This is a genomic window from Microseira sp. BLCC-F43 (genome assembly GCF_041929235.1).
In the GTDB taxonomy this organism is placed as follows: Bacteria; Cyanobacteriota; Cyanobacteriia; order Cyanobacteriales; family Aerosakkonemataceae; genus Microseira.
This window is the reverse complement of the sequence record NZ_JBHFNP010000143.1, coordinates 53,033-64,460: the sequence shown is the minus strand read 5'-3', so window position 1 is coordinate 64,460 and position 11,428 is coordinate 53,033. Positions and strand designations below refer to the sequence as shown.

Annotated in this window: 11 protein-coding genes; 5 read left to right on the top strand and 6 right to left on the bottom strand. The window is 42.8% G+C overall.

Annotated features, from left to right (window positions below; all coding sequences use genetic code 11):
- The coding region (locus ACE1CM_RS20365; protein WP_374879798.1) for an SIMPL domain-containing protein at positions 1-525 on the bottom strand (525 nt) is incomplete at its 3' end.
- On the opposite strand from ACE1CM_RS20365, the gene ACE1CM_RS20360 reads away from it, so the two are divergent.
- From ACE1CM_RS20360 to ACE1CM_RS20340, 5 genes are all read left to right on the top strand, one after another.
- On the top strand, positions 514-759 hold the full coding sequence (locus tag ACE1CM_RS20360; protein ID WP_374879801.1) for a hypothetical protein: 246 nt from the start codon (positions 514-516) through the stop codon (positions 757-759). The genes ACE1CM_RS20365 and ACE1CM_RS20360 overlap by 12 nt on opposite strands.
- Before the next feature lie 582 nt (positions 760-1,341).
- Positions 1,342-1,713: a hypothetical protein gene (locus ACE1CM_RS20355; protein WP_374879796.1), complete on the top strand. Its 372-nt coding sequence runs from the start codon at positions 1,342-1,344 to the stop codon at positions 1,711-1,713.
- Positions 1,714-2,036: 323 nt separating this feature from the next.
- The gene (locus ACE1CM_RS20350) at positions 2,037-2,366 is read left to right on the top strand and encodes a zinc ribbon domain-containing protein (RefSeq protein ID WP_374879794.1); all 330 of its coding nucleotides are present in this window, start codon (positions 2,037-2,039) and stop codon (positions 2,364-2,366) included.
- 135 nt (positions 2,367-2,501) lie between these two features.
- Positions 2,502-3,857 carry an ArnT family glycosyltransferase gene (locus tag ACE1CM_RS20345; protein WP_374879792.1) on the top strand — a complete coding sequence of 452 codons (1,356 nt, stop codon included), beginning with the start codon at positions 2,502-2,504 and terminating at the stop codon, positions 3,855-3,857.
- 17 nt (positions 3,858-3,874) lie between these two features.
- Entirely contained in the window at positions 3,875-4,507 is a 633-nt protein-coding gene (locus ACE1CM_RS20340) for a hypothetical protein (RefSeq protein WP_374879790.1), read from the top strand.
- A gap of 368 nt (positions 4,508-4,875) precedes the next feature.
- On the opposite strand, the gene ACE1CM_RS20335 is transcribed toward ACE1CM_RS20340, so the two are convergent.
- The 5 genes from ACE1CM_RS20335 to ACE1CM_RS20315 form a co-directional block, all read right to left on the bottom strand.
- On the bottom strand, positions 4,876-5,793 hold the full coding sequence (locus tag ACE1CM_RS20335) for a GNAT family N-acetyltransferase (protein WP_374879788.1): 918 nt from the start codon (positions 5,791-5,793) through the stop codon (positions 4,876-4,878).
- Positions 5,794-5,928: 135 nt separating this feature from the next.
- Positions 5,929-7,062: a DUF3419 family protein gene (locus tag ACE1CM_RS20330; protein ID WP_374879786.1), complete on the bottom strand. Its 1,134-nt coding sequence runs from the start codon at positions 7,060-7,062 to the stop codon at positions 5,929-5,931.
- A gap of 100 nt (positions 7,063-7,162) precedes the next feature.
- Positions 7,163-9,769, bottom strand: coding sequence for a PEP/pyruvate-binding domain-containing protein (locus tag ACE1CM_RS20325; protein WP_374879784.1), 2,607 nt, complete (start codon positions 9,767-9,769; stop codon positions 7,163-7,165).
- A gap of 146 nt (positions 9,770-9,915) precedes the next feature.
- Positions 9,916-10,818 (bottom strand): UbiA family prenyltransferase, encoded by a 903-nt coding sequence (locus tag ACE1CM_RS20320; protein ID WP_374879782.1) that lies wholly within the window; start codon positions 10,816-10,818, stop codon positions 9,916-9,918.
- Between the two features lie 112 nt (positions 10,819-10,930).
- Complete coding sequence (locus tag ACE1CM_RS20315) at positions 10,931-11,422, bottom strand: hypothetical protein (protein WP_374879780.1); 492 nt, start codon at positions 11,420-11,422, stop codon at positions 10,931-10,933.
- Positions 11,423-11,428: the final 6 nt, after the last annotated feature.

Below are 11,428 nucleotides of genomic sequence, written 5' to 3'. Positions count from 1 at the left end.
GGTAGCTTCGACTCGCTGTTCGCCGCCAATCGCGGGGGTGGAAGCTGGTACTCCCACGGAAGCTGCCCTAAATTCAGCTACAGGTGAGGGTGGTGGGGGTGCAAAAGCATTGTTAATTTGGATGCCAATAACCTCCTGACGCGATAGGTTCAAGGTGCTTAAAACAACATCGGCTTGTTGTTGGGCTTCTTGGGTGGCTTCGCGCAGGGCTTGTTGTTGGGCGGTAGCGATCGCATCTTCACTAGCGACAAAACTAATCCCGTCGATGCGCGTCGCCCCGGCATTAACGGCTTCATCTAACAAATTTCCCACTCGCTGGGTATCGATGCGAAAGCTCACCGTGTTGACGCCTGTGTATCCTGTCAGGCGCTGCACGTTGTTTTCAAATGTATAGTTCGGGTTAAGTCTGATACCAGTGGTTTGCCACTTTTCCACATTGCGAGATCGCAACAACTCGACTACCGCAGACGACCGTCGCGCCACCTCTTGCTGTACTCCGGTAGCATTTTTACCTTGGACTTCCACCTGCTGTTTGAAATCGGTCTGGAATCGAATTTAAAGGAACTGATAGCAGTCGGTATCCCAGCAACTGTCGTCCCATGTGTCGGGGTAGCAGTACCCTTTGCTTTAGGTACGGCGGGGTTGATGAACAGCGGCTTGCTGCCGCGTCAGGTACAGGCATCCTCCGAACGACTTTTGCGCCCTCGCGAGCGCAAAAGTCGTCGCTTGTGGATCAAAGCCTACTCCATTAATTTATGAACAAAAAAATATCTCAGCTGGTAAAAAACTTTTCCTGATTCTGGAATAATCAGCCTTATTGCTTGGTGAAATATTGGATAATCAAATCGTTTAAGCCGTAGCAGGGTCTTTTTTGATATTACTTTTTGTAGTATGAAGGATATTTATTTTTTTACGTATAGAGATATATAAATTTGATCGTACTACAAGTTGAAAAATGAAAAATCGCTATTGATGTCAAATGACATATATGGTAAGATAAGGAGAGGGTGGTCTAAACATATCAAAAACAAAATGTGGGGATATGCCGTTATCAGATAAAGACCACTTCCAGATGGAAGGGGCAGACGTAGTACTAGGTAGTCAGTTTTGTACTTATTCGGCTTAATCCTTGGTATTTCCCTCACAACCTAACGCCCATTATTGGAGCAGTAGGGACGTATAGCCTGAAGTTAGAGCTAAAACTCAATAACTTTGAGCGTTCAAAACTTGCGGGTTGCGCTGGTTTTAGCCGGTTAGTGTACAACGCAAGGGCTATGGCTAGTTACGCAATCGTGGGGATTCGAGGGAATCCTTGCTACCGACTCCAAGCGCTTAGCCGAGATGGAGAAAGTCAAAACCAACCACGTCAAAACTAAGCCCCAATACGCTTGGATGAACCAATACCCATCAGGCATCTACTCATCAGCACTAAGAAATTTAGCTAAAGCTGTTGACCGATGGCGTAAAGGCTCTTCTAGTTTGACTCGATTCAAATCTAAGAAGAGAGGAGAAAGTTTCACAGTTCTGAAGAAATCCGGCGTTTACACGGCCGGTGAACCGATAATTACGTTCACTCATCGTCAGGTGCTGCACTCAGGCAAGAAGATCGCTATCCCCGGTTTAGGAGAATTCAGGCTCAAGAAAAGAATTCCATTCCTTTGTTCAAGTCAAACATTCACTATTTCCAGAGTAGCAGACAGATGGTTCGTTTAATTTGCACTCGATGTTGACAAAGTTCCACCGCTTCTACACCCAGTTGAATCGGTTGGTATCGACTTAGGTATTAAATGCTTTGCCACCTTGTCAGACGGCTCTAAAATTGTTGCTCCACACAGCCTGAAATCAGCTCTAACCAAGCGAATTTAGGAGGAGTGGCAGAACCGCAACAAGCGATTGGGTAACCGCAGTCAAGGAATCAAAGCATCTTTCAATGCCTTAAAGTACTACCAAAGATTGGCAAAAAGCCACGCGAGGAACGCTAATATCAGGCGAGACTTTTTGCAAAAAACCACGACTGACATCTCAATGTCGCTGGGATGATAGCTAATCAAAAATTAGCCCAAGCTATTTCAAGCTTGGGATTTTATGAATTCCGAAGAATGTTGATTTACAAGGCGATATTCTTTGGGACAAAAGTGGAACTGGTTGACAGGTGGTTCGCTTCCTCTAAAACATGCTCGTGCTGCGGCAACGTTCAACCAATGCCTCTCTTGAAGCGTATTTACAAATGCGGTAACTGTGGCGTTTCCATCGATTGCGATCTAAATGCTGCGATCGATCTGGAAAATGCCCCTAAGAACCCTTGTACGTGCAAGAAGCGCGGAATTTACGCCTGGGGACTGTTGGATCCGACTCCCAAAGGTTGAAGCAGGAAGCTTTCCGTCGAATTAAGCTTGCATACTTGATTTGAGAAAGTTTTGTCTTGCACAACACCTGTTAGCAAAACTCAAACTACACTTTGGCAGCCAGTAAAAAAATAAACAGTTAATACCCATTGTTAATTGCCAATAAAAAGAGTAAATATGCTGGTTTTTCTCCCGAAAATATCACTGATACTTCTAGTCAGTATTTTTGCACAAGAATATCACTGCTGGCGTCGGGCAATCTTATCGTCTGCTGTGGTTTTGAGTGTATTTATCATAGGAACAACTGAGCTTTTAAGTCTATTTAGACTGTTGACATTTGGCTCTGTATTGGGAGTATGGGGATTATTAACTATTGGTTTAGGAATTATTTACTATCAGCGGTTTAAGTCAAATAAACAAACTTATCGCCTCAATAAAATTTGGCGTTTTTTTAGGAATCTAAATTCACCATTTCTAGGAATTTTACTGTTTGGGGTAGTTTTTATTTCTGTCACAGTTGGGTTAATTGCTTTCGTAGCGCCCCCTAATACATGGGACTCGATGACTTATCACATGAGCCGTGTCGTTCATTGGATGCAAAACCAAAGCGTTGCTCATTACCCAACCTACAATTTACCGCAGTTATTTCATCCACCTTTTGCAGAGTTTACCATTATGCATTTGCAGATTCTCAGCGGTGGAGATCGCTTTGCCAATTTTGTCCAATGGTTTAGCATGATTGGCAGCATTATTGGTGTATCGCTGATTGCCAAAGAACTGGGAGCTAATGTACGCGGTCAAGTTTTTGCTGCTGTTTTCTGCGCTACAATTCCTATGGGAATTCTTCAAGGATCGAGTACTCAAAATGACTATGTTGTAGCTTTTTGGTTAGTTTGCCTAGCTTACTATGTTTTACTGACCGTAAAAGCAACAAACAAGCAATATCCTCTTTTTTTCATTGGTGCTAGCTTAGGTTTAGCGATTTTCACAAAATCATCAGGTTATATCTACTCCTTCCCGTTTATGGTTTGGTTAAGTTGGGTAATGTTCCAGCGCAAACGCTGGAATATTTGGAAACCACTTTTATTGGTTGCCACCATTTTTTTTGTTTTGAATATTTCCCATTACCTGCGTAACTTAGATTTATTTGTCACCCTACTTGGTACACCTAAAAACTTTGAAGGAGAATATAAAATTGAAGCTTTTAGCCTGCCAATTCTGCTCTCTAATACTCTGAGAAACTTATCCTTACACAGTGATATTGTCCGTCACCTTGGAGTTGAAAAATGGGTGAATCCACTAACTGGAATCATCGCCAAAATTATTAGTATTATCCACGTCTTTATCGGTGTGGATATGAACGATCCACGCACGACTTATCCCCCTGGTTCTTATAGAGTTCCGGGTTTATCATTTGATGAAAATGTAGCGGGAAATCCACTTCATTTGTTGCTGATTTTTGTGGCGGTATGCTTTGGCTTACTTAATAAAAATATCAGGAGAAAAAAATAATTATTACTTATTTATTAGTGACTATTAGCGCGTTTCTAATGCTCTGCCTACTCCTCAAACTTCAACCTGATCAAACCCGTCATCATTTGTCTATTTTCGTCTTATTTTCAGCATTTTTTGGAGTAGTCTTTTCCCAGATTCCAAATGCAATTATTACTAATGCAATCGTCGTTACTCTTATTATTACGTCATTGCAGTGGGTTTTTAGTAATAAATTTAGACCAATTGCCGCAGAAGCTAATATTTTTAACATGAGTAGAATCGAACAATACTTTATCAATAGACCTCAACTGAAAGCTCCCTATGTAGAAGCCACGAAATTTGTTCTATCTAAAAACTGTTCTAACATTGGACTATCTTTAGGAACAGGCATTAATGTGGGTAATCAATATTGGGAATATCCACTCTGGCCTCTTTTACATAATAAACACAGTAAAATTATTTGGATGCAACATATTAACGTCCAAAATATTTCCAATAAAAAATCTAATGTCTATCCTTTTAATAACTTTATTCCTTGTGCAATTATTTCTGTTAGAGCTAGCTCTATCAACGAGAATTCCAATGAAAAAATGGTGTTCAATCAAGTTACTTACCGACGAGAATGGTCATCCGAAACGGGCTATATAAGTGTGTTAACAAAATCATAAGCGGCACGATATTACGATTTTTTCTGTAAATTTTAGTTACGCAAACCGAAAAATACCGGAAAATGCTGCTTTGGATGGTGCTGTTACAAACCCCTTGGTTGTAGAAGCAACTCAGGAGTCGAAACCACGTTCGTAGTAGCGCTGTACAGGAACCATATATGGTGTTGCTGGTGCGTTACGCTGCGCTAACGCACCATACGTTTAGAGCTGTACAGGAACCATATATGGTGTTGCTGGTGCGTTACGCAACGCTTACGCACCCTACGTTTAGAGCTGTACAGGAACCATATATGGTGTTGCTGGTGCGTTACGCAACGCTTACGCACCCTACGTTTAGAGTTTCTGCGTAAGTCCAGCTACAAACTAACCTAAATATTTTTAGCAAATAGGGTATAGCGGCGGATTGTTTGAGCATAGCGGCGACTTAAATTACGCGAAGGATTGGCATCGTGCATTAAGGCATGAATCGCACGGGTAAAACCTTTTTCGTAGGCGCGAGTTTGACATTTTGCTACTAACAAATTACCCAAACCAGCGTAAATTCGTTTGGGCAAAACTGCAACAGTTTTAATAATAATAGTATTGACAACTTCTCCTCGTTGTGCTTGCAGCCAGTCGGGAATTGCAAATAGAAATCCGACGGGTTTGCCATCGTCTTCTGCTATTAGTATTAACTCCCGATTGAGATAGGGTAATAGGGGACGGTACTGGGCAATAAAGGCGGCTTCCGCGATGGGCGTGTAAAGAAAATTACCGCGAAAGCTGGCGATCGCCAGATGATAAATCCCATGCAGTTCTGCCTCAATCCGCTGCAAGTTTATCGGGCGAATTTCCACACCTGCCTTGTGCAATCGGCTTTCTACCCGCTCAAGGCGCGGATCGACATAACTTAAGTTTGTATTCAACGCCGAACTGTACTGAGCCAGGGTTGTAAAGCCCTGGTCTAAAAAATGACTATGCCAATCATCAGGATTATCCGGTTCTAGAAAGAAGACTGGGTGCGTACCCCGTTCGGTCAGCAGTCGATAGCGCTGCCAAGTATTACCATCAATTGGAGCTATTGCCAGAGTACAGCCAAACGCGGCTAATTGTTCGCAAGCTTGCTGTAAAAGTTGAGTTGCTGTCGCCGCATCTTTAACCGCATAATGACCGATAAATCCGACGCGGTGATTAAGGTAAGGAGGCATATTTTGCCACCATAAAGAACAACGTCCGATTATCTTGCCCTCAGCGCTATCATCCCCAATCAAAACCCAATGAGCATCGGGTATTTCTATTTCCTGCATAAACATCTTTCCCCCAATTACAAGTTAGGAATGACACCCAGACACGGTGACACGGTGACGGGTCGATATTTTTATTAAGGGTAATGAGGCGGAAATCATATTACCAATTACCAATTACCCATTACCAATTACCCATTAAATAATTTCTTCCAATATAAAATTTTTGTAGAAAAACACCTTATCCTGTTGATAGAGATGATAAGCTAAATTGCTCAAAGGTTGCAAGCAATGAGCCATCGATTCTGGACGACTGCGGGAAACCAATAGATTCCAATAAGCTAATCGACCTTTACTGCGCCCCACTCGTACCAGTTTTTTTAGCAGTTGATGATAGTTATCCAAGGACATTAATTCAAAGATATCGCTCAAGTTGTAGCGGTCGATAGTGGTTTCTTCCAATGTATCTATAAAATCTTCAATGGCGATACAGTGCCACTCTAAACAATCGAGGTTGCTACGAATCGCCTCGAAATTTTCAGGACGTAGGGCGTAGGGAAGCACGTTCAAATGTTGCCCCATGACAATCCAATGCAGGTAGGGATTTTCAGCAGGATTTAGAGTGGTAATTGCATAGCGAGTACGTTGCAAAAGATGCGAGGCAATATTATCTTCGACATACTTGAAAAAACTGGGATCGCGTCCCATTCGCCCCAGTACAAATTGCGAGAAAAACCCTCGAAATAAAAGCTGCCATCGCCAATTATTCCACCGCTTTTCGTATAAAATTTTTCGTTTTTCTGGGTTATCTTCCCTGAGAAAGGCGATGATATCCTCGCGACTGTGAATTAGGGGCAGGATGTAGCGACGGAATATGGTTAAATAATGCTCGAATTTTCCCACTGTACCGATGCCTTGTGCGATCGCATTCAAACGAACATCCCAAAATTCACGAGTAGTGGGCGACAGTTGCCAGCGACAGCGGCGGTACAGATCAATTCTAAGTTTAGCAACTTTGGAATGATTTTCTGCGGTTTCCTCTAATGAGTTTCTCGATCCGATTAACACTAATAATTCAGGATGTGTTAATTCTCGATAAGCTGCTACTCGCAGTTCCAAACAAGCAATTTGAGCGGGATTTAAGTCTACTGCAATTACCCGTTTTGGACTGCGACTGAGTATCGCCAGCGTATTGTCTCCAGCAGAAGCGATGGACAAACAAACGTGGTGAGGTTGAATATCAAGCGCATCTAGAAGAATATCCGCATCTTCCCAACATTGAGCGTAACGGATATGAGAAAAATTGGCAGTAAGTGCGATTTCACTTGGCATTAAAATATTTCAGATTTGAGATTTTAGATTTCAGATTGAAGAAGCTATATTTTAGATTGAATTGCTCGCAGAAGAACAATTAGCAATTAGCAATTAGCAATTAGCAATTAGCAATTACGTTAATTTTGCAAACTCTGCCGGTACTGCCATCTAATTCTACCCAATCCCCGTCTTTTAACCATTGGGTAACGCCGGGAATGGAGACAATCGCAGGAATTCCCAACTCCCGTGCGACTATAGCAGCATGAGACAGCAAGCTACCTCTTTCTACTAACAATCCAGCGGCGGCGGGAAAGAGTAAAATCCAACCCGGATCGGTACGTTCTGCTACTAAAATTGTACCTGGTTTTAGGGGTTCGCCTTTATCTTCTCCTATGACTTGTTTTGGATCGGAAATGACGCGCACGCAACCTTTTACCAATCCGGGAGAACAGCCAATTCCTTGCAAGTAAGAATCGGTAATTGGCGACGGGGAAAGGTTGTTTTTCAATTGCAATCCTTGATAAACAATCCCTCGCGTTTCAAAGCGATCGCATGGTGCTGGCATTTCCCTATATTTGGCAAATTCTGCCTTTCTTACCCCTACCAATCCTTTCAAATCTGTACAGGTAGCCGTCCCTTCAATATATCCCAATATTTCCTCGACTTCTAAGTAAAAAATATCGCGGGAATCCTCGAGTAAATTCATCGCATAAAACCGCTTTCCTAATTCTACAAACACCCTACGGGCGCGACCAAAAACGCGGGTGCGTTCAAAGCGTAAATTTTCGCGATCGCGCACTCGATGCCGCGTATTTTTCAGCACCCAGTTAAACAATAACTTCCGGATCGGATTAGACCTCAACCCCCTTCTTGCTTTTAATTCTGCCGCCTTTCTCAATGGATTTTCTATTTTGGGTAAAGTATTTTGTTTTTCTGTTGTTTGTACCTGTGCTAATTGTCCCACAGCACGCAATAAAGGTAGGGGGTCATCGTGCAGAGTGGGGCTTTCTAGTTTGAGTTCTTCTAAGCAGCGATCGCCAAATTTCTCCAAATATTCTCGATACTGCAACTTAAACTGCGGAACCCGTTCCATCGCTGACAAAATTACCTCTAAAGATTCGTCCATCAATAACTTGACAAACAATAGATTTTCTGATATCAATCCAGCCATCTCTAGCATTCTTTGAGCCGGTTCTGTACTAATAATTCCGCCTTCGCCGCCAATTAAATCGTTTTGCAATGTGAGGGATTTATCTTTGCACCATTGTTCAGTCATGCGGCGCAAAACCCCATAGAAAATCATCGCAAAGAAATCATTAATTAAAGGCGCATCCCAGCGAGTTATCAGTTGACGTTCGACGTGACGGTAATAAGCCGCTAACTCATCGGTGCGTAATGCTTCTATATTAAATTGTGGCGGCAAAGCTTTAGCCAACCTTTGATAAAATTTCTGACGGCGAAGAGGTAGCAGAAAATAATTTTTGATTAAACCAACAACCGTCATTAACAGTCGCCAACTATCTTGCAAGCGATTTTGCCAGGTAGCGGCATGTAAGTCCGAGACAATACTTTCTGGAAGCGATTCTTTTAGCCCCAGCATTTGTTCCATAAACCGCCGATTTACTTTAAAACCGGGCAACAAAGCTAAAACGCGATACCAACTCAGCAGGTTGTAATAAACCCTTCCTTGAATTAGCCCAATCATGCGGCTAAATGTATCGTTGTGCTGATTTATCCTATCCGTCGGAACTCCCATAAAGTAGCAGAATTGACGATAAACTTCCTCATAAGCACGACGGGCAAAACTGAAGGTAAGGGGTGTAGTAACGCCGCTATAACTTTCAGCAATATTGCTGTTATCCCACAAGCTAAATATCCCGTCTGGATCGGGCATTTGCGCCAGGGCAGTAATCGGGCGAGATTGCAATAGGTAAAGTTGCCCGCTTTCAATTGCCCATTCAATATCTTGGGGAACTTGAAAATATTTGCTTACCTGACGCGCCAACTCCGCTACTGCTAAAATTTGGTTATCCTTAAGAATCGGTTTTTCGCCAATAATTTGACGTTCAATAATAGACCCTTCTCGAGCGACACGATAAGTATCTGCGTCGCTTTCTCCCGATACTAAAGAACTCGCTAAACCTGTAACGGCACTAACAACTGCTATACTCCTTCTTCCCGTTACCGGATCGGCAGCAAAAGCGACTCCAGAAACTTCCGCATTCACCATTCTTTGAATCAGCACAGCAGGTGGATGGGGAATGGGAGATAAACCCAGTTCTTGACGGTAATTGAGGACGCGAATATTAAAACCCGATCGCCAAACCGCAGCTATTTTATCGACTACATCTGCCGGTTTTACGTGCAAAAAACTATCGAATTGTCCCGCAAAAGAATGCTGCATTCCATCTTCATCACTCGCAGAAGATCGCACCGCCAACAGTTCTCCATTCGGACAAAGTTCAGCCAAAGCTTCCAGCAATTCTAATTGCACCGCTTCCCTGGGTTTGACTGTTACCAACCCTGTTTGAATTGCCTTATATTGTTGCAATGAGGTTTCGTCAAACTTCTGTTGGGTATTGACGCTATCTTCAAACGCTGCGGCCGACACAACAAACCCATTGGGAATCAAAAACCCTGCGCTTTGCAATTGTGCAATTGCCCTAGCCTTTCCTCCCATTAAAGCTTCTTTTTCTTTATCTTCAAACTGAATAATATATTTCATTTCAAATCCGTTTAATTATAAGAATTCGCCCAATATCTTACTCGTTTCGCGCCAGAAGAATACCCAATCAACTAACCACAGAGATAAGAATAGCCTGCGTAGGCAGGCTTTGTTTGTATAGCGGCAGACTTGAGTCTGCCAGATACTTACAAACGCAACAAAAGCGGAACAATACCTAAACAGAGATATACAAGCAGCGTCCACAGTGCAGTCATTGCCTCGATCAGTTTAGCGCGTTTGGTAACGGGTTTTTGCAGAAAAAGCCACCCTACCCCTACCACACTAGCCAATAATATGCCTAAAAGCCAACTAACCGGGGTGGTAAAGTTAATTTGCGATGCGGCGATGGAGGCGGCGATCGCACTCAACCCCAACACCCACATCCAAGCTACCACAGCCTTTCCCCTTCCCCAAATCGCGCTATAAGTCTCTACCCCAAATTCTTCACCTTCAGGCGCACGAATTTTCCGCCCAATTTCAATTGCCGTCCCGCTAAAAAAACTCGCCCCTAAAAACCAAACTAGATTAGCAGATGGTACAGTTCCCAAAACTAACCAATCACAAGCACTTGCATACAAATTTATCAGCGGTACATAAACTAAATGACTCAACATATATGCCAAAGGATGCGCCTTTAACCAATCGCGCACAAAGAATTCTTTGCACATCAACCCAAAGTAACACCACACCAAACCCAACAACAAAGCCAAACTCGGTGATAGCCAAAACGCCAAACCTAGCTGAATAATAGCAGTCCCAACACCCAGCCAACCCAACTCGCGCAAACTGACTAAACCTCTAGGAACAGGACGATATGGACGGTATCGCGCATCATCTGCAAAATCTTTAAACTCATCCGTAATTCGCATTTGTAAAAAGAAGAAAAAAACGCTGACAAATGCAACCACCATTGCAGCTATACTCGGCATCCTCCTCCCATGCACCAGCACCGAATAGCTAACCGCCGAAATACTAAAAACTGCAATCGGCAACCCATGTTTCAAAACCGGGAAGCGTTCTTTTTGATAAACCCACCATCGATTAACCATCCTTTTTCCTCCTTTCCCAGCCAAAGATTACCTATCTCTTCTCTTCTCTTTCCTCTGCGTCCTCTGCGTCCTCTGCGGTTCATTAAATAGGTATTCGGGAAAAGAGTAAATCTTATTGTTGTTCTCCTTCAAATCTTCGGCGTAGATTCACATTTGCCAATCCTTGTGCCAGTTCAATTTCTTCATTACTCCAACCTTGGGATTGCAAGCGGCTAGCAATTTGCGTATCGCTAAAACCCCGCTCCTTTGCTTTTATCGTATAATCAACCAAAGCTAATTCTGTAGTAGATAACCTTTCTTGCGGGCGAGTTTCACCGTTTGTTTCTCCCTCAGTTGAGGTACGATTTTGAGTGACAAAACCTGCAACCTTCATAATTCCCCAAATAGGTCCTACTATTACTATACCTACCAACCAGGCAAAGCAAAGCCAAATTACTAGCCCAATTCCTAGCGTACAAATTGTTAAGCTAATTAACATCCCTACAGCAGCTTCTATGCTTCCACCCGCTGCTGCCATCAAAATAAACAGAACTATGCTACCTACTTTTAAACTGATTAAGGATAATTCCCCCCTAAAAAATAGAAATCTTTTTTCTTCGTTCATTTCATT